Below are 17,369 nucleotides of genomic sequence, written 5' to 3' on the forward strand. Positions count from 1 at the left end.
GGCTTGTCGAACGCGGCCGCGCGACTTCAAGGAAGCCGAATATGAATGGGTTTAAGATCACCCCGTTAGTCGGCAGGAAATTCCATATAAGAGGCACTGATCGGCCGGCCAAACAGGAACCCCTGACCATAGTGACAGCCTAGCGCTTTCAGTGCCTGAAGTTCTGCCATGGTTTCCACCCCCTCGGCGACCACCTCCTTTCCCAATGCCTTTGCCATATCAATCATGGCCTTTACAATGGCATGATCGGCGCTCGAGCCGATCATTGCCCGCACAAAAGAACCGTCGATCTTGATTTCATCGTAGGCTAGCTCCTTCAAATGCACGAGCGAAGCAAAGCCGGTACCGAAATCGTCAAAGGCAACGATGAAGCCGGCCGCACGAAGCGCCGCAAGCTGCGTTGCGATATCATTACCCTGCTCCGACAGCATGACCCCTTCCGTGACTTCGATCTGAAAACGACCGGGAGACAGGCCCGCCGACTGGGTTGCGGCGAGGATCTCATCGACGAGGCAAGGGTTGCCGGGCACCTTCATAAACTGTGACGATGATACGTTGATTGCGATATGCCCGAAGTCGAAACGGTCCGCCTCCCACGCCTTGGCTTGTGCGACGGCGCACTGTAGAACATGGCTGCCGATGCGCCTGGAGAGACGCGGCTCGTCGAACGCCGCAGAAAAAGCCGAGGGACCGAGTATAGACCCATCGGGCTTCCTGAGCCTCAGCAGAGCCTCGAAACCAATGCGCCTGCCTGTATAGAGCGCCAGCTTCGGCTGATAATGGAGCATGAAGAAACCTTGCACAAGCGCCTCTTCCGCAAGCGCCAATGCCGCTTTGTCGGCTTTTGCGCGAACCAACCGGCCAGCGTCGATCCGTGACAACAAGTACCGGTCTTCCGATTGCAGAAGACGTTCCACGGCGCAGCGCGCCAGCCGATCGAGCAAGCCACGCACCCCGATCCCGAGGCGTCTCGGCACCCGGTCGAGAACGCAGAGCGAGCCGAGCCGAAGCCCCGGCTCAATCTCCAATGGAACGCCCGCATAGAAGCGGATCCCCTCGCTTCCGGTCACGAAGGGGTTGTCGGCAAAGCGAACGTCTCGAAGGGCATCTGGCACGACGAAAGGCCTCGACGACCGGATTGTATGATCGCAGAAGGCATCCGCCCTCAGGGATCCATCCCCTTCGATGCCCTGTTTTGACTTGAACCATTGGCGTTCGCTATCAAGCAGCGTGATGAGGCCAATGGGCGTGCCGGCTGCGAGGCAGGCAGCATTGACCAGCGCATCAAGCACCGGATCCGGGCCGGCTGAAACGCTCGCCAGCTCTCTCAGACGTTTGAGGCGAGCCGCTTCGTCGGGCAAAAATCCTCGGCGACCGGCTGCTTCCGCAGATGTCACGTCACGGTCTACAGATGGCAGCATGTGGCGGTTCTACTCTCACTGTTGATGGGTATCGCTCAGCCGATAGCCCACACCACGGATCGTCTTTATGGCGTCGCTACTCGCCGCATCGAGTTCCGTAAGCTTGCCGCGCAGCCGGTTGATGTAGACGTCGATCGTCTTGTCGCGCGGGTCGTGCTCGCGAAAGAGCGCCTGCCGCGCGATGCATGACTTGGGACAATCTTTACCCGCACCGTCGTAGAGGACTTGCAGTATCCGTCCTTCGAGTGCGGTCAACGGCCGACTGGCGCCGCCAAAGTCCAGTGACAACTGTCCGATGTCGCAATCGATATTGCCTATCTTGAAAGCAAGGTTCTGCCGAGGAGCACTGCGGCCGAGCCGCGCCTCGTGCAGGCGATGGACGCGGGCCCGAAGTTCCTTCACGCTGAATGGTTTCATGACATAGTCGTCTGCACCGACGCTGATGGCATCCGCGCGACTATCAGCGTCGCCTGCGCCAGAGATCATGATGATAGGGACGTCAGATCGTGAGCGGGCCTCACGAAGCAGTTCCAGCCCGCTCCCATCAGTCAGATTGATATCGATGAGGATGCAATCATAGGCTGCAAGCTCGTTTGAATGAATGAAACGGTTAGCTTGCTTTACGGTTGCAAGACAATCGAGCCTGTCGCGGGAATCCGACCAGCTCAGCCGCAACATTTCAACGACGTCTCGCTGATCTTCGATGATCATTATGTTCATGGTCTCTTCGAGTGCTTGGTGTTTTGGCCCAAGCCTCCTTCCTGAGCGCCATGGGGCGGAGGTGGCATTGGCCGCAGCGTGGGCTGCACGCTTTCTCTCGCCGATATGGTCCTTGGACTAAGGCTTTCCAAGGTCGAAAACGGGTAACTCATGCGGGCCAGCCGATTGACAACGTCCGGGCTCAATGGTTTTACGAAGCAAAGATGCAGGAGTCCCGGCTCACGCTGAACGACAATACTGCCCACGACCATATCAAACCGGCCAAGAACGAGATAAAGGTGATCCGGCACGAGCGACTTTCCTATGCGCACCGTTGCGCCACCTTCACTGATCTCAACAAGGAGGCACCGAATGATCTGGGCCTTGCGCATCCACTTTCCGGCGAAGAGCAGACTGCAGAAGAGCGTTACGCTGCGGCGGTACCATTTGCGGCTAAAATAGTCGGATTCGACGCGGCTGAGATAGGTCGTTCTCTTTGTGGAATTCACAGGCTGACCTCGATGCTTGCAGAGATCCCCTCCTCTGGGCCTGGGATCCCGCAGTTGATTGCATCGGATTAGACCGGCCCACCCTTAAGCGACCGCCGCGCCAAATTTAAAAAAGTTAAAATGGAGCGATCTCTCATGGATTTCGGCGCTCCCGGCGATTATCGAAGTTGAAGTCATCACGCTGAGGACGATGCAGGAAATGCAACGTGGAAACGTAGTCGCTGGAAAAGGCTTTCGTACTCTCGTTACCGGCCTGCGGCGCGCATTGGATCAGTTTTCTGCTGGTTTGGTCGTTGGCGGCATCTCCGGTTTTGTTCTCGCCTGGCCCACGCAAAATGCCTGGCCATGGGCCGTTGGAGTCACGCTGCTCATCGGTTGGCGGTTCCGACAAAATAGGGGCCTACTCTCGGAGACCGGCCACCAAGCGCTTGATATCTATGGGAACCAGTCTCTTCTCGAAATCGCCGGCAAGACCGCGAAGCTTGGCGGCTGGATGGTACATCTGCCAGACCGGAGACTTGAATGGTCGGATGAGACCTGGGCGATCCACGAGAGGCCCAGGGGCGAAACGGTCACGTTCGAGCAGGGGCTCGGCTATTTTGCGCCCGAATGGCGGGATTCGATCACCCGACACTTCGAAGCCTGCGTCGCAACCGGTCTGCCCTACGATACGGAGGTGGAGATCATTGCAGGCGCGAGCCGGCGAAAATGGGTTCGCGCCATCGGCGTGGCCATTCGCGATGACATGGGCCGTATCTCGCGCATCCAGGGGTCCCTCCAGGATATCGATGAGCGCAAACGACTGGAGAATACGGCCAGGGATCTCAAGCGGCGTTTCGCCGAGTCCATGGAAAACATTAGCGATGCCTTTTTCCAGCTCGACACCGATTGGCGCTTCACCTACCTCAACCATCAGGCCGAACGCCTGCTTGAACGTCCGCGCTCGATGCTTCTGGGCCGCCTGATCTGGCAGGAATTTCCGGAAGCCTCCTCGGGTATCATCCGACCGCACTACGAGCGCGCCGTTCGCGAGCGCAAGACGGCTGACTTCGAAGTATTTTATGAATCCCTCGGCGTGTGGTTCTCTGTCACCGCCTATCCTGGCTCGGGCGGGCTGACGGTCTATTTCCGGGACGTGACGAAACGATACGCAGCCGATCAGCACTTGCGGCTGTTGGAAATGGCGATCTCGAGGATCGACGACTTCGTCATAATAGCGCAGGCTGCATCGCCGCCCGAAAACGGACTAACGATCGTTTATGTAAATGACGCCTTCGTTAGGATCACTGGTTATTCATCGGACGACGCGCTCGGTCGCTCCCCCAGTTTTCTCCAAGGCCACCGTACCGACGCCGCCACCATCGAGGAGATCAGCAGCGCCGTCTCCCAGTCAAAGGCGATCCAGGTCGAAATTCTCAACTATGCCAGGGATGGCCGAGAATACTGGGCGGAAACGAGCATCGCACCCATTGTCGGCCCGGATGGACGCGCGACCCATTTTGTTGCGACGGGTCGCGACATCACCGGCAAAAAGAGGGCGGAGGAAAGGCTTGCCGAAAGTGAGGAACGTTTCTCAATCGTCGCTATGATGACGACCGACGCGATCTGGGACTGGGACATTGCAACCGGCGATGTGCAATGGAATAGCAACATCGCCTCCGTCTTTGGGCATGACGACGTACCGGTCGAGGATGGCTTTCGGGAATGGGAAGCCAAAATCCACCCCGAAGACCGCGCACGTGTGGTATCAAGCGTGCTTGCCGCCATTGATGGGAAGGCCGAAACCTGGGTTGAAGAGTTCCGCTTCCGCCGCGGCACGGGCACCTATGCCGAGGTCCTCGATCAAGGCCACATCATTCGCAATGCCAAGGCCAAGGCCACCCGGATGGTAGGTGGCCTGCGCGACATCACCGAGATACGGTTGAACGAGGCAAAACGGCTGCAGGCGCAGCGGCTTGAAGCCATCGGCCAACTGACGGGCGGGATCGCCCATGATTTCAACAACCTATTGACGGTCCTCATCGGGACCGCGGAAACGTTGGTCGACGAAATCGGCGAGCCGAGACTTTCGGCCGTTGCTCAACTCAATCACAAGGCCGCGCGGCAAGGCGCCGCCCTCACTCGTCAACTTTTAACCTTCGCGGGACGTCAGCCTCTCGAACCGGCAGCTTTGAACATCAACAGCCCTGTACTGGCCATAGAGGGATTGCTGACCAGCGCACTCGGCGAAGCAATTGTCCTGCACCTGCAGATCGATCCGGCAGCAGGTTACGTGCGAGCGGACGCGGCGCAATTGGAAGCGTCTCTCATAAACCTTTGCATCAACGCCCGTGATGCGATGCCAGATGGCGGCAGCGTAACAATTTCGACGGCGCCAAGCGGCGACGATGCGTTGATCCAGATCTCCGACAACGGCTTTGGAATGGACGCCGACACCCGCGCAAAGGCTTTTGAACCGTTCTTCACGACAAAACCCTTTGGCAAGGGCAGTGGCTTGGGCCTCAGTACGGTGTACGGTTTCGTGCGGCAATCGGAGGGCCGGATCGAAATAGAATCGGAGCCCGGCAAGGGAACGACGGTCTCACTATATTTTCCTCGGCTGACGCCAACGGAGATACCTGCTGAGACCTTCTCAAATCGGGCGTTGGATGGTGGCAATGAGTGTATTCTCGTCGTCGAGGATGACCCGATGGTGCGCGGGTTTGCCGCCGAAACACTCATTTCTCTCGGCTATTCCATCACATGTGCCGCAGACGCAACTGAAGCATTGCGGATGTTGAAGACCGACGGTCCCTTCGATTTGGTTTTCTCGGACGTGGTCATGCCAGGCCCCATTGACGGCCGGGCCATGGCGAGCAAGATCACGGCGCAGTATCCAAACCTGCCGGTCGTCCTGACGACCGGTTACGCTGATATCGAACGCATCGGCGCTGCGTCGAGTGCTAAGCCACTTCCCAAACCTTACTCGCGGAGAGGCCTTGGCAAGGCCTTGCGAGACGCGATTGACGCCTCACGTGACAATCGATGAGATGGGGGGGCGTTGCTGGATCCCAAAACTCGACATTTAGACAGCCAGCTGGGGCGCAAATCGCAATGTAAAAGGCGCTTTCAATAGAAAGACAACTGCCCCGCGATTCGCCGAGGTCATGCACGGTCGGCGCGGCGCTGTCGGTGCGAAAGCCGCCCAGAAAGGACCATGAGGGACTGCAACCAGACGCTCCGCTGGCGGACGACATCTGCAGGTTCGCATTATATTGGTCTTAAACCAACTGGAAGCCGCGACCAGCTATATTCCACGGGATCGGACCCTTTCCAGCGCCGGCAATTTTCCAGATATTTGCCTTGCCGGTGATTAAAGCACGGCTGCCTTCTTGAGCCTTGACGATGTCTACTCAATCGACAGCCACCATCGGTCGAATATCGCGTCCGCGATAATGAAGTGTTGGGCGATAGCGATGCCGTCAGCTACACAGCTATTTCTTGAATTCAAACTCGGGTAGGTTTTGCAGTGCAGATCGTGTCCATGGGAGTGGTGTAGCTGACGGCTGATTGCCGTGCTTTCCGACGTTGGGTCGGAGGGGATTTCAGCGTGCCACAGCGGGCAGACTGATTTGGGGATCATCGCTCATTTGTGCCATGGTCTCAAGCGTCATGTACCTGGCGCGCTGGACGGCCCATTCATCATTCTGTTCGAGCAGCAGTGCACCGACGAGACGGACGATGGCTTCGTCGTTGGGAAAGATGCCGACGACCTCCGTTCGTCGCTTGATTTCGCCGTTGAGACGTTCGATTGGATTCGTTGAGTGAAGCTTCGCCCGGTGCTCTTTCGGGAAGGTCATGTAGGCGAGCACGTCCTCTTCAGCGTCGTCCAGGATGGTGGCGAGCTTCGGCACTTTCGGTCTGATCTGATCAGCGACGCTGCGCCATTGAGCGCTGGCGGCCTCCGGCGTCTCCTGGGCAAAGGCGGTGGCGATGAAGGCCGAGACGACCCGCCTGCCACTCTTTCCAGCATGCGCCAGTACGTTCCTCATGAAGTGAACCCGGCACCGTTGCCAGGTGGCGTTGAGAACCTTGGTGACGGCGGCCTTGAGCCCTTCATGCGCATCGGAGACAACAAGCTTCACACCACGTAATCCTCGACGTGTCAGCCTGCGCAGGAATTCCGTCCAGATCGGCTCGGCTTCCGACGTGCCGACTTCCATTCCCAGGACCTCGCGTCGACCATCGCTGTTGACGCCGACGGCGATGATAACAGCAACGGAAACGATGCGGCCGCCGCGCCGGACTTTGAGGTAGGTCGCATCCACCCATACATACGGCCACTCGCCTTCAATTGGCCTGTCGAGGAACGCTTTGACCTTGACGTCGATCTCTTCGCATAGACGGCTCACCTGGCTTTTGGAGATGCCAGACATGCCCATGGCCTTGACCAAGTCGTCGACAGAGCGTGTTGATATCCCTTGAATATACGCTTCCTGGATAACCGCCGTCAGGGCCTTTTCCGCCATCCGACGCGGTTCGAGAAAGCTCGGGAAGTAGCTGCCCTTGCGCAGCTTCGGAATGCGAAGCTCGACGGTTCCGGCGCGCGTCTCCCAATCGCGGTCACGGTAGCCATTGCGTTGAGCGAGCCGCATCGGGTTCTTCTCACCGAAGTCAGCACCCGTGGCCGAGCCGACTTCCAACTCCATCAGCCGCTCGGCGGCAAAGCCAATCATCTCACGCAATAAATCTGCATCCGCGCTCTTCTCAACGAGGGAGCGCACGTTCATCATGTCATTGGTCATCGGTGGTCTTTCCGTCAGGTTGGTCTTGAACAACCCGACCCTAGCGGAAAACACTGATGGCCGCCCGCAAAGCCGATCACCCGCTACAGCGCAGCGAGAAGCGCGCGGGCACTCGGCTTTGCTACCTCCCGTCAGCTACACCACTTGCCGGGACACGATCTGCAGTGCATCTTTCGAGGCTCCCGGAAGCGTAATCTTGTGCCCGTTATCAGTGATGTTCAGGCTCTCATAGGGGATAGCGACCAAATAGCCGCCGAGCCCTAGGAAGCCGCCAACCTGGAGAACTGCAAAGAGGCTGCGATCCTTTGTAATGACGAGATCGTCAAGGGTGCCAATTTTCTCATCCTTATCGTTCTGGATTGCTGTTCCGACCAGTTCCGAAGTTTGAAGACCTTGTCCCACCTCCTTAACATCGACTTTTACGAGCGCCACCGCCGCCTCTGCCAAGGTCTGGGGTGCTGCGGATCCAAAAAGCACGGCGATTGACAGCATGACGCCTGATAGGGTGCGGCGGGTCACATGATGAGAACACAGTCGCCGTGTGGTCTGGCCGTCTGGATACGGGGCAAGCTCGAGCGCAGGCATAGTAAATCTCCTTGTGGAAACGCACCGGTTTGTGATGCGTATTAAAATGATGGTCTCAATTCCTATCGCTCGCCTTGACGATCATCACTTCTAGCGGCGGCGCCAAGGATCGCCTGATCGATTGCTGACGAGAGCGTGGCCACGCCATAGGGGCTGTCATGGCGCATGCCATTCACGAAGAACGTCGGCGTTCCGTTAACGCCGCTTCTCACACCGCCGATGAAGTCGCCTTGGACCTTCGCCTCAAACCTATCTGATGCAAGGGCATCACGCAGATCAATTGGCGAGAGCTTTAGGTTCGCAGCAAGTGAAATAAGAAGCGGCACGTTCAACTGTTGCTGGTGAGCGAAGATAGCCTGGTGCATCTGCCAGAAGAGTCCCTGAGCGCCAGCAAATTCCGCCGCCTCAGCCGCGGCGGCGGCATGGGGATGGACCTCCACCAACGGGAAATGACGGTAGACAAGGCAAACCTGGCTGCCAAAATGCGCAAGGATCTGCGCCAGAATCGGCTGCGCAGCGGCGCAATGTGGGCACTCATAGTCGCCATATTCGACAATCGTCACAATCGCGGTGCGGTCACCCATGATGTGGTCAAGCGACGTTATGGGCACTCTTAGCTGGGCCATGTTTCTTCTCCAACGGAGGAAGGGTTTCGAGCACATCCATGATACCGTCTGCGCCTGGATTGACCGCAATCGGCGAGCAATAGCTCCACACAATCATCCCTTTTTCGTCGATGACGAACAGCGCCCTCTCGGCCACCCCATCCGCACTCCGATAGGCGCCATAAGATTTGGCCACGTCGCCTTTCGGCTCGAAATCAGACAAAAGTGCAAAGTGCAACTTGCGGTCGCGCGCGAACGACTGGTGACACCAGGCCCCGTCGACCGAAATGCCGAGAAGGTCGGCGCCGTGCCTGCGAAACTCCGGCAGGACATGGTTGTAAAGACTCATCTGATCGCCACACACAGGGCTCCAATCGGCGGGATAGAAGGCGAGAATCACGCGTCTGCCGGCGAACTCGTCCAGGGACAGTTTTTGATCCGGCGTGACGTGCAACGTGAACCCGGGCGCCCGTGTTCCTTTAGCGAGAATGCCGGCCATGACCATCTCCATAGCTTAATCCAGATGCGACCGCGGCGTTCGGCGTATGCTCGCCTCGATGCTTGCGCAGGTTGAATGCGAGCACAACCAGGGTCATGCCGAAGATCAATGCATGAGCCCCCATCCACCATGTGAGCGTGAGGGCGCCGATGAAAGGACTGGCGAACAGAAGCAAGCCGTAGAGTAAGGACGCTATCGCGCCGAAGACAAGCAGCCAGCGTCCGTGACTGATTCGAAGGCGAAGGGCGGCGCCCAGCATCAAGCCGCCGGACACGAGCGCCCACGCAGCAACCATGAAGACGAAGGCGAGCACCGTAATGCCTGGAAGGAGCACCGTTGCGACGCCAATCGCGATCCCGAATAGGCCGTTGAGCAGAAGCAACCCCCAACGTTCGCCCTTCCGAGCGCCTCGCACTGACAGTGCAATACTGAAAATCCCGTCGACGAAGCTATAGGCGGCAAAGACGATTACAAATGCGAGCATCGTCGCAACGGGCGTCACAAAGGCAGCGATGCCAAACAGGATCGCCAATGCGCCCCGCAGTGCAACGATCCACCAGTTATCCGCGAGCATTGCATTTCGTGCGCCCTCTAGGGCTGGATTATAGGACTGGAACCAGGTCATGGGGCACCTCGCACGTCTGTACGCTTTGGTAACTACAACACCCACTGTAATGGCGGGCGCAAGCTATCGCCTTGACGATCGTCAACGACGGCAAGATCGTCGTGTTTGCACGTCATCAGACGCCGACCCGTTCCCGAAGATCCGGATTGAGCTCGGCGCGAAGGCTGGTAATGATCCGCCCTGCCTCTTCCCGAGTGAGCCCGCACAGCAGAAGCGATTGGTCAGCGAGCGCAAGACCGGCCGCAAGATTTTCCGGGAACACAACTTTCGCGCCGGCTTTGACAAGAGACGTGATATCCTGATTATCGGCCGTACTGACGAAACAGGGAATGGCCGTTTGCTGCTCGCCCGCAAACTTCAGGATTCGTTCGACGGCGGAGTGTCTGTCAAAAGTGATGACGATCAGCCTGGCCTTTGCGAGGCCTGCCGCGGACAATATCCGGCGATGTGCTGCATCGCCGTGGACGATCGCGTGGCCTTGTCGTTGGGCTTCTTTGAAACGCGCCAGATCGGACTCAATCGCGATGTGCGGTATCTTTGCCGCCTCAAACGCGGTCGCAACGAGGCGGCCGACGCGTCCGCATCCACACAGCACGACATGTTGGTTGAGCGACGCGCTTGTTGTGCGAATCGCCGTCTCGGTTGCGGCTACGCGGGCGCGCCGATTACCGACGATATGCTCGACAAGCGCCCCGCGCTGAATGAGCAGTGGGGCCAAGCCCATGGTCAGCGCAAGGGCAATCAGGACCGGTTGACCGATCTCGGATGGCAGCAGGCCGGTGTTCATGGCCAGGGTCAACAATAGCAGGCCGAATTCTCCGCCGTGCGCAAGTATGACTGCGACGCGGAGAGCGATCGCGGCGGTCCTGCGCAGCATGAGCCCAACAATGAAGGTAATGAGCGCTTTGCCGAATAGGAAGAGCGTGCACCAAGCGAAGATCGCGTAAGGAGACACCAGGATCAGTCCGAGATCTATCTGCATGCCCACTGTGACGAAAAATAGACCGACGAGGACGTCACGGAACGGGCGTAGATCGTCTTCGACGCGGTGTTTAAAATCGCTCCCACCGATCACCATGCCGGCTATGAAGGCGCCAATCGGCAAAGCCAGACCAGCGAGATGGGCGAGGTAGGCGGCCCCCAGCGCGACGAAAAGCGCCGCCAGGAGAAACGAGTCGTTTGAGCGGGACCTGGAGGCATTGGCAAGAACATTCCGGACGAGCGGGCGGGCGATGATGGAGACTGCGACGATTGCAATAGCCGCAAGCCCCAGACGCCCCAGGAGATGGACCGGATCGACAGGTGCCTGCCTGGACCAGCTGTCCACGGCGACGAGAAGGGGGATCGTCGCGATATCCTGAAATAACAGAATGCCGATAGCAAAGCGTCCATGTTGACTCGAAATCTCGCCCTGCTCGGCGAGCTGGCTCATAGCAACGGCCGTTGATGACATCGCCACAGCACCACCCAGCAGAATGGCGATGCGCGGGTCAAGCCCGAGCGACCAGAGCGCGGCGGCGATCGCTACAAGTGTCCCTCCTACTTGCAGGCTGCCTGCGAGGAGGACGTCGGTGCGCGCTGCCAGCAGCGTGGTCAGCGAGAACTCGAGCCCGACCATGAACATAAGGAAGATCAGGCCTAGTTCGGCGAGGAACAGGGTATCGTCGCTGATTGCCACGAGATTCAGGCCATAGGGACCAATCGCAAGACCTGCCAGGAGGTAGCCCATGGCGGCAGGCATTCGCAGCGCAGCGAAGAGCCACACGGCAATGGCCGAGACCATGATCATCGACAGACTTTGAGTCAGCAGGTGTTCGGTCATCGCGCGCGCCGACGGTACGTCGCCACGAGGAGGCAGACCGGTTGGACTTGCAACGTGTCGGGCTCAACCTTTCCCGCGAATACCCGGGCGAGCAGATCGCGTACGGAGAACGAGTCGAGGCAGTTTTCGTAGACCCAATGCGACCCGTCGGCGAGGCCGGAATGGCCGTCCCCAATGTGCAACTCGGGATCGGCTCCTTTTTCCCGTCCAGCAGGCATCATAGCGCCCTTATTCGAGTGACTGTTTCTTGGCAAAAACATCGAGGATCTGTTCGATTTTCGCTAAGTGGCGTGGAGGGTTTGTGCGACGGGCAATGCACAACGTTCCTCTTCAAATCGGCAAGCGGCCATCCTGCCGCCGTGAGATCTCACGAGCATTCCGCCCGCCCCATCGAAGCCGAGATAATGCGCCGGCCGCTACGTCCCGCAACGGGTCCAGCGCATCATTCCGGGGCTGGTCGGGCCAAGCCGGCGCCGCCGCAGGTGCCTCAGACGCTGATGATGATACGGTTATCGACCTTAGTAACTCCCGGCGCCCGCCAGGCGGCACGTTCGGCCTCTTGTCTCTCGGCCCAAGATCGTACCGAGCCCTTCAAGATCACCTCGCTGCCGCTAGCTTCAACGGTGATGTGGTTGGCGTCGATCTCTGCATTGCGACGAAAGGCTTCCTCTATCTTGCTCTTGATCTGCGAAGGGGCCACGCTCGGCTTGAGGACGATCAAATTCCTCACCCCTACAATGCCCTTGACCCGCCGCACCGCCTCCTCCGCGCGGGTGCGCTGATAATTCCACTCGGCACTACCCTCGAGCTCTACCCAGCCGCTCTTGACGACCACTTTCATGTTTTGGGAGGAATAGGGCAGTTCCGCCTTGAGGGCGGCGACCGCATCGCGTGCGATTTCGGGGTCCGGCCGTTCACTACCGGACGGAAGCCGGACTTCAATGTCGTTGGCGACGCCGGCGACGCCGGCGACACGCTTCACATCCCGTTCGGCCTGATATTTATGCACGTAGCTCCGCACGAAACCGGTTAGGGTCACGACGCCGCTCTTTACGGCAACAGCAATGTCCGTCGCATCGATGTCAGGGTCCCATTTCAATTCCGTTTCGACGTCGCGCTTGATGTCACTATCCGTCCTCATCTCACTCTCCTTGTTTGATGCGGTTTCACCTGCAACAGCCGATTTGAAGCGTCGTGCAGGTGCAGCGAGCAGAATACTAGGACGGGGGCATCCTGCCCGCCTTGACGGTCGTCAGATTCGGTGGATCTGATTCAACAGCCATTCAGTGGCGGCCGGCTTGATCGCGCCGGGACTGGATAAGCAACGCCTCATGGAGAAGTGCGAAACCTTGCATCGTCCGGCCATAATCCGAGCGTCGCGATGCATATCCGTGCGCCATCTGCAGGAGTTCGGGATTGACGACTTCAAGATTGTCGATCGCTTCGCGCGTGAAGGTCTCGCCGTCAGTTTGATCGATCCGTTTGACGATGGCCTCGCGGACTTCAATCGACACGCGAGGAAGCGGGTTGAGGGCACTAGAGCCCATTAGTGCATCGGCCTCCGACGCCAGGAGCCTATAGAACATGCCGAAAGCTGCCATGAGGCCGGCCGCTTCGGCTCCATTCCCGACCCAGCGAACCGCCATGTCGAGCAATTCGGGATTGTGCTGGTGCAGGTCCGCCTTGATCTCCGCCATGCAGGCGTCTGGTCCGAGGTCGTCGAATTCCCGCGAAATTCGCTCCCTGGTCAGTTCCGTCACACGTGGCAAGATACTCATTTGCCGTTCCTTCTTCGCGAACGTACCTATGAAGGGGCTAGAAACAAATATGCGGCGCCATGCGACGGCGCCGTATGCAGTTGTGGAGGATCGATCTTGGTGCAATGCGGTGAAGGTCGGCGCCGGTGCTCGTCAATTGGATTGCACTGGGATACGTTTTGCGCCGCTCTGCGCCTCAGCAACCTTGGGGATCGTCACGGTCAAGACGCCCGTCTTGAAACTCGCCTTTGCCGCATCAGCGTCGATACCGTCCGGCAGGGGCAAAACTCGCTCCACGCGACCGAAACCTCGTTCGCGCAGAATATAGCCATTCTCATCGATCTCGCGGTCGGTCTTTTTCTCGCTGCTGATGATCAGTGCGCCGTCGCTGACCTTGACATCGATGTCGGCGTCATCCGTTCCCGGCAATTCCGCCGAGACCTTCACCTCCTTGTCTGTTTCGGCGATGTCGACCTGGATGCCGGAGCCGTTGTCCAGGAACGATGCAGGAAAACCAGAAAACGGCATTTCGAACAGACCCAGGAACTCATCGAAAGCACGGTTGACGTCGTTCTGTAGGGCCGCGATGGGATCACGTTCACTGCGCGCTGCAGGTTCCAACCCGCGTGCAGACTTCCAGGGGATAAGATCGGTCACTCGCATGTCGTCCTCCTTACTCTGCTTTGACGTTGATCCTCTTGGCCGTGTTGGCCGCCTTCGGGACGGTCAGTCGGAGAACGCCGTCTTTTAGGACGGCGTTGATGTGTTCACCGTCCATCTGTTCCGAAAATACGAAGCGGCGCTCATAGGTGCCGTCTCGGAATTCGATATAGGTGGGCGTGTAATCCTCCGGTTCTGCCGACGTCACACGGGCCATGATTGTCAGGATGCGCTCATCGAGCGTGATATCGAGGCTCTCGGGATCTGCTCCCGGAATATCCAGAAGCATGACGACCGTGTCTCCCTTTTCAAGAATGTCGGCCGGAGGTGCGAAAATCGGGCCTGCACTCGTAGGCTCGCTCGACGCCGGACTTCCGTTTGGTATGATCTGGTTCATCGCGGACTCCTGTTCGGTTGGTTGGCGTCACGACCGCATCACCTTTATCTGGTGGGGTTTGTCGTCCTCGGGGCGGGGCAAGGTCAGGGTGACGACGCCTCGCTCGAACTTGGCCGACGCCTTATCGGCGTCGACCCGAAATGGAAGGACGATGGTGCGTGCGAAGGGGCCGTGCGTCCGCTCCTGCCGTTGCACGGCGGTAGCGTCGTCGACTGTCTCTGACGGCCGGTTCCCCCGCACGGTGACGGCGTCGCGCCGGATCGTAATGTCGAGATTCTCGGGCGCAACCCCTGGGATTTCCGCGGCGAGAATGGCGCCATTGGGGCCTGTCCAGAGGCTCAGCAACGGGAATTCGGTCGCGGGATAGAAACGCAGGCCCCCGAAAAGTCTGTTTAGGTCGACCCGTGCCCTTTGCATCTGGCGGACGGGATCGAACCGTCGGCCGGCAGGCGGCAATTGTCCGAACGTCATCTCACCGCGCATAGCTCCTCTCCTTTCCGAAATCATGGAATCGTGAAAAACAATGCGCTGTTCGGCCGTCGCCGTCGTTGACGACCGTCAATTCATGTCCGGTGACCAAGGACTATCGTTGCAAGGATCAGCGCCCTCGGCTGATCGGAAACGGAGAATTGACGCGATGGCCAGCGCCGATCCCTATGAAATTTTAGGTGTGGCACGCGACGCTTCGCCGAAGGATATCCAGAAAGCCTATCGCCGGCTCGCCAAAAAACTTCATCCGGACCTCAATCCCGGAGATAAGGAGGCGCAGCGCAAATTCCAGGATCTATCTGCCGCCTACGACATCCTGAGCGATGAGACCAAGCGAGCACGCTTCGATCGCGGTGAGATAGATGAATCTGGGACCGAGCGTCCGCAACAGCGATACTATCGCGACTTCGCCCAGGCTGGTGCCGGTTCCCAACGCTATGAAAATTCATCCGGTTTTGCTGATTTCGAGGACGCCAGCGACATTTTCTCGACCTTTTTCTCCCAAGGCGGCCGCCGCAATTCCCGTTCGCGCGGCGGAGACAGGCGCTATCGCCTGGAAGTGGATTTTCTGGATGCCGTCAACGGCGCGTCCCGGCGCATCACCCTGCCAGAAGGGGCCACGATTGACGTGGTCATTCCGCCCGGCACGCGCGATGGGCAAACGCTTCGTCTGGCCGGAAAGGGCGACCCGGCGCCGGATGGCGGCAAGGCTGGTGACGCTTTGATCGAGATCACTGTCAGGCCACATCCGTTCTTCAACCGTGACGGCAGGGATATCCGTCTCGATCTGCCTATCTCGCTAACCGAGGCCGTCCTCGGTGGCAAGGTGACCGTCCCGACACCCACTGGGCCGGTCACGGCGACGATCCCTAAGGGGTCGAACACCGGCAAGACGCTACGGCTGAAAGGCAAGGGCGTTCCAGGGAGGGACGGCAGGCGCGGCGAGGAATATCTTACCCTGCAGGTGATGCTTCCCGATGCACCCGATGCCGAGCTTGAAGCGTTCGTCTCTCAATGGCCAGCGGGACGCTCCCATAATCCGCGACGTAAGATGGGGCTGTGATGTTAGATTCGACAGAGTTTTGCCGAATGTCTGGTCTCCAGCAAAAAGCACTCCTGGATTGGATCGAGGCGGAATGGCTTCGCCCGAGGCAAACGCGGAACGGCTGGCGATTCTCGGTGATAGACCTTATGCGCGCAAAGCTAATTCTTGATCTTCACGATCAGATGGGCGTCAATGATGAGGGCATCGGCGTTATCCTGCATTTGGTGGATCAGATCCATGGTCTTCGCCGTGCGCTGCGCGGCACCGCTTCGGCCACGGTGCGGGGTGTCTCCAATTCGCCGCTGCGGGCAACTCGACCGCGAACGCGCCGCGCAGCCGAATAAGCAGAAAATGTTGAAGGAGCTCCCTATGAGAATCCGGGAAGAGCTAGAGTCAACCAAGGCACAGTTCAAGCTTCTTTCGTTTTACCAACGTTTCGAGCATGCTGTCATCCTGATCCTGACGGGCCTTATTGCGATCGTCGTTGTCGCCGCCGTCTGGAATCTCATTTTAAAGATCCCGCTCGGCTCAATCTTTTCAAGGAGCTTTGATCCATCGGACTATTCGGCCTTCCAGGCTGTGTTCGGCACGATCTTCACCGTGATCATTGCTCTCGAATTCAAGAAAACACTATTGGTCGTCGCGGCGCGCGCAAGGATAGCGTCGTGCAGATACAAACGGTCGTGGTGATCGCGCTTCTCGCCATTTGCCGCAAGGTGATTATTCTTGATCTGACTGAGACCGACGCGTTGCACATCGTCTCGCTCGCAGCGGCAATTCTCGCGCTCGGCGGCGTCTACTGGCTCGTCCGCGATCGTAATCAAGCCGATAAAGCCTCCGATTGAGAGAGGCTACGATGGATCGCTCTTCGAGCGGCTCTCGACAGGCTTGGCAGGCGCGTCCCCGGAGGTCGTGTTGACGCCAACGAGCGCCGGTCGCAAAAGGCGATCATGGTGTACGTAACCGGGCTGAATGACGTTCGTCACCGTTCCTGGCGAGTATCTTGGATCGGCTGCTGCGAAGCTCGCCTCGTGCTTGTGGGGGTCAAACGGCTCACCGATCGGGTCCAGTCGCTTGATACCGTGTTTTGTGAAGGCGTCGACAAGGGAGCGCCGCGTCGCTTCGACCCCGGTCAGAAGACCCGCGATTACCGGGTCGGATTCCTTGTCCTTCGGCGCACTGGCAATGGCACGTTCCAGATTGTCGACCACCGACAGCAAATCGCTGGCAAAGCCAGCAGCCGCATATTTGACGGCTTCGTCCCGATCGCGTCGGGCCTGATTGCGAATGTTTTCCTGTTCGGCAAGCGAGCGCAGCAAGCGGTCCTTCGTCACCGCTAGCTCTTTAGCGATATCCGCAACCGATTGTTCCTGCCCATGAAGGGGTAGTGCCGAGGCGGTGTCATGCTCGGAACCGGCACGGGGCTCCTTCTCGGCGTCTTTCTCGGGCATGGATCCGCCTCCCCTGTCTTT

Annotated in this window: 20 protein-coding genes; 6 read left to right on the forward strand and 14 right to left on the reverse strand. The window is 58.7% G+C overall.

Going from position 1 to position 17,369, the window contains the following annotated elements:
- Positions 1-65 precede the first annotated feature (65 nt).
- Both CO657_RS10295 and CO657_RS10300 read right to left on the reverse strand, forming a co-directional pair.
- Positions 66-1,421, reverse strand: a complete 1,356-nt coding sequence (locus CO657_RS10295; protein ID WP_082366273.1) for a sensor domain-containing phosphodiesterase — start codon at positions 1,419-1,421, stop codon at positions 66-68.
- A gap of 15 nt (positions 1,422-1,436) precedes the next feature.
- Positions 1,437-2,132 (reverse strand): response regulator transcription factor, encoded by a 696-nt coding sequence (locus tag CO657_RS10300; RefSeq protein ID WP_164918670.1) that lies wholly within the window; start codon positions 2,130-2,132, stop codon positions 1,437-1,439.
- 212 nt (positions 2,133-2,344) lie between these two features.
- On the opposite strand from CO657_RS10300, the gene CO657_RS10305 reads away from it, so the two are divergent.
- Complete coding sequence (locus CO657_RS10305) at positions 2,345-2,701, forward strand: hypothetical protein (RefSeq protein WP_054182976.1); 357 nt, start codon at positions 2,345-2,347, stop codon at positions 2,699-2,701.
- 118 nt (positions 2,702-2,819) lie between these two features.
- Entirely contained in the window at positions 2,820-5,657 is a 2,838-nt protein-coding gene (locus CO657_RS10310; protein WP_082366272.1) for a hybrid sensor histidine kinase/response regulator, read from the forward strand.
- A 556-nt stretch (positions 5,658-6,213) separates the two neighbouring features.
- On the opposite strand, the gene CO657_RS10315 is transcribed toward CO657_RS10310, so the two are convergent.
- The 11 genes from CO657_RS10315 to CO657_RS10370 all read right to left on the reverse strand — a co-directional run bounded on the left by CO657_RS10315 (position 6,214) and on the right by CO657_RS10370 (position 14,846).
- The gene (locus CO657_RS10315) at positions 6,214-7,413 is read right to left on the reverse strand and encodes an IS256 family transposase (protein ID WP_128715534.1); all 1,200 of its coding nucleotides are present in this window, start codon (positions 7,411-7,413) and stop codon (positions 6,214-6,216) included.
- A gap of 135 nt (positions 7,414-7,548) precedes the next feature.
- Positions 7,549-7,998: a PRC-barrel domain-containing protein gene (locus tag CO657_RS10325; protein WP_097609964.1), complete on the reverse strand. Its 450-nt coding sequence runs from the start codon at positions 7,996-7,998 to the stop codon at positions 7,549-7,551.
- A 62-nt stretch (positions 7,999-8,060) separates the two neighbouring features.
- Positions 8,061-8,624, reverse strand: a complete 564-nt coding sequence (locus CO657_RS10330) for a DsbA family protein (RefSeq protein ID WP_054184845.1) — start codon at positions 8,622-8,624, stop codon at positions 8,061-8,063.
- On the reverse strand, positions 8,590-9,102 hold the full coding sequence (locus CO657_RS10335; RefSeq protein WP_054184837.1) for a redoxin domain-containing protein: 513 nt from the start codon (positions 9,100-9,102) through the stop codon (positions 8,590-8,592). Before CO657_RS10335 ends, CO657_RS10330 begins: the two co-directional genes overlap by 35 nt.
- A complete protein-coding gene (locus CO657_RS10340; protein WP_054184836.1) occupies positions 9,083-9,727 on the reverse strand; it encodes an HdeD family acid-resistance protein in 645 nt (214 codons plus the stop codon). Before CO657_RS10340 ends, CO657_RS10335 begins: the two co-directional genes overlap by 20 nt.
- A 115-nt stretch (positions 9,728-9,842) precedes the next feature.
- A complete protein-coding gene (locus tag CO657_RS10345) occupies positions 9,843-11,549 on the reverse strand; it encodes a cation:proton antiporter domain-containing protein (RefSeq protein ID WP_054184835.1) in 1,707 nt (568 codons plus the stop codon).
- Between the two features lie 487 nt (positions 11,550-12,036).
- Positions 12,037-12,690 carry a BON domain-containing protein gene (locus tag CO657_RS10350; RefSeq protein WP_054184833.1) on the reverse strand — a complete coding sequence of 218 codons (654 nt, stop codon included), beginning with the start codon at positions 12,688-12,690 and terminating at the stop codon, positions 12,037-12,039.
- A 142-nt stretch (positions 12,691-12,832) separates the two neighbouring features.
- Positions 12,833-13,246, reverse strand: a complete 414-nt coding sequence (locus tag CO657_RS10355) for a hypothetical protein (protein WP_245293010.1) — start codon at positions 13,244-13,246, stop codon at positions 12,833-12,835.
- Between the two features lie 213 nt (positions 13,247-13,459).
- A complete protein-coding gene (locus CO657_RS10360; RefSeq protein ID WP_054184831.1) occupies positions 13,460-13,969 on the reverse strand; it encodes an Hsp20/alpha crystallin family protein in 510 nt (169 codons plus the stop codon).
- A gap of 10 nt (positions 13,970-13,979) precedes the next feature.
- Positions 13,980-14,363: an Hsp20/alpha crystallin family protein gene (locus CO657_RS10365; RefSeq protein WP_054184830.1), complete on the reverse strand. Its 384-nt coding sequence runs from the start codon at positions 14,361-14,363 to the stop codon at positions 13,980-13,982.
- A gap of 27 nt (positions 14,364-14,390) precedes the next feature.
- On the reverse strand, positions 14,391-14,846 hold the full coding sequence (locus tag CO657_RS10370) for an Hsp20/alpha crystallin family protein (protein ID WP_245293009.1): 456 nt from the start codon (positions 14,844-14,846) through the stop codon (positions 14,391-14,393).
- Positions 14,847-15,000: 154 nt separating this feature from the next.
- Between CO657_RS10370 and CO657_RS10375 the strand changes: the two genes are divergently transcribed.
- From CO657_RS10375 to CO657_RS38050, 4 genes are read left to right on the forward strand one after another with little or no spacing between them, the layout of a single operon-like run.
- A complete protein-coding gene (locus CO657_RS10375) occupies positions 15,001-15,915 on the forward strand; it encodes a DnaJ C-terminal domain-containing protein (protein ID WP_054184829.1) in 915 nt (304 codons plus the stop codon).
- Between the two features lie 26 nt (positions 15,916-15,941).
- Positions 15,942-16,241, forward strand: coding sequence for a chaperone modulator CbpM (locus CO657_RS10380; RefSeq protein WP_245293008.1), 300 nt, complete (start codon positions 15,942-15,944; stop codon positions 16,239-16,241).
- Positions 16,135-16,587 (forward strand): phosphate-starvation-inducible PsiE family protein, encoded by a 453-nt coding sequence (locus CO657_RS38045; protein ID WP_342585725.1) that lies wholly within the window; start codon positions 16,135-16,137, stop codon positions 16,585-16,587. Before CO657_RS10380 ends, CO657_RS38045 begins: the two co-directional genes overlap by 107 nt.
- On the forward strand, positions 16,563-16,742 hold the full coding sequence (locus CO657_RS38050; protein ID WP_342585724.1) for a phosphate-starvation-inducible PsiE family protein: 180 nt from the start codon (positions 16,563-16,565) through the stop codon (positions 16,740-16,742). Before CO657_RS38045 ends, CO657_RS38050 begins: the two co-directional genes overlap by 25 nt.
- Positions 16,743-16,748: 6 nt before the next feature.
- Here CO657_RS38050 and CO657_RS10390 read toward each other — a convergent pair whose 3' ends face one another.
- Complete coding sequence (locus tag CO657_RS10390; RefSeq protein ID WP_054184828.1) at positions 16,749-17,348, reverse strand: nucleotide exchange factor GrpE; 600 nt, start codon at positions 17,346-17,348, stop codon at positions 16,749-16,751.
- Positions 17,349-17,369 lie beyond the last annotated feature (21 nt).

Origin of the sequence: Rhizobium acidisoli (assembly GCF_002531755.2) — a bacterium.
Lineage (GTDB): Bacteria > Pseudomonadota > Alphaproteobacteria > Rhizobiales > Rhizobiaceae > Rhizobium > Rhizobium acidisoli.

Coding starts and splice junctions, on each gene's coding strand:
- CO657_RS10295 (WP_082366273.1), bottom strand. CDS start 1,421: ATGCTGCCATCTGTAGACCGTGACGTGACATCTGCGGAAGCAGCCGGT.
- CO657_RS10300 (WP_164918670.1), bottom strand. CDS start 2,132: ATGATCATCGAAGATCAGCGAGACGTCGTTGAAATGTTGCGGCTGAGC.
- CO657_RS10305 (WP_054182976.1), top strand. CDS start 2,345: ATGCAGGAGTCCCGGCTCACGCTGAACGACAATACTGCCCACGACCAT.
- CO657_RS10310 (WP_082366272.1), top strand. CDS start 2,820: ATGCAGGAAATGCAACGTGGAAACGTAGTCGCTGGAAAAGGCTTTCGT.
- CO657_RS10315 (WP_128715534.1), bottom strand. CDS start 7,413: ATGACCAATGACATGATGAACGTGCGCTCCCTCGTTGAGAAGAGCGCG.
- CO657_RS10325 (WP_097609964.1), bottom strand. CDS start 7,998: ATGCCTGCGCTCGAGCTTGCCCCGTATCCAGACGGCCAGACCACACGG.
- CO657_RS10330 (WP_054184845.1), bottom strand. CDS start 8,624: ATGGCCCAGCTAAGAGTGCCCATAACGTCGCTTGACCACATCATGGGT.
- CO657_RS10335 (WP_054184837.1), bottom strand. CDS start 9,102: ATGGCCGGCATTCTCGCTAAAGGAACACGGGCGCCCGGGTTCACGTTG.
- CO657_RS10340 (WP_054184836.1), bottom strand. CDS start 9,727: ATGACCTGGTTCCAGTCCTATAATCCAGCCCTAGAGGGCGCACGAAAT.
- CO657_RS10345 (WP_054184835.1), bottom strand. CDS start 11,549: ATGACCGAACACCTGCTGACTCAAAGTCTGTCGATGATCATGGTCTCG.
- CO657_RS10350 (WP_054184833.1), bottom strand. CDS start 12,690: ATGAGGACGGATAGTGACATCAAGCGCGACGTCGAAACGGAATTGAAA.
- CO657_RS10355 (WP_245293010.1), bottom strand. CDS start 13,246: ATGGCGGAGATCAAGGCGGACCTGCACCAGCACAATCCCGAATTGCTC.
- CO657_RS10360 (WP_054184831.1), bottom strand. CDS start 13,969: ATGCGAGTGACCGATCTTATCCCCTGGAAGTCTGCACGCGGGTTGGAA.
- CO657_RS10365 (WP_054184830.1), bottom strand. CDS start 14,363: ATGAACCAGATCATACCAAACGGAAGTCCGGCGTCGAGCGAGCCTACG.
- CO657_RS10370 (WP_245293009.1), bottom strand. CDS start 14,846: ATGCGCGGTGAGATGACGTTCGGACAATTGCCGCCTGCCGGCCGACGG.
- CO657_RS10375 (WP_054184829.1), top strand. CDS start 15,001: ATGGCCAGCGCCGATCCCTATGAAATTTTAGGTGTGGCACGCGACGCT.
- CO657_RS10380 (WP_245293008.1), top strand. CDS start 15,942: ATGTCTGGTCTCCAGCAAAAAGCACTCCTGGATTGGATCGAGGCGGAA.
- CO657_RS38045 (WP_342585725.1), top strand. CDS start 16,135: ATGGTCTTCGCCGTGCGCTGCGCGGCACCGCTTCGGCCACGGTGCGGG.
- CO657_RS10390 (WP_054184828.1), bottom strand. CDS start 17,348: ATGCCCGAGAAAGACGCCGAGAAGGAGCCCCGTGCCGGTTCCGAGCAT.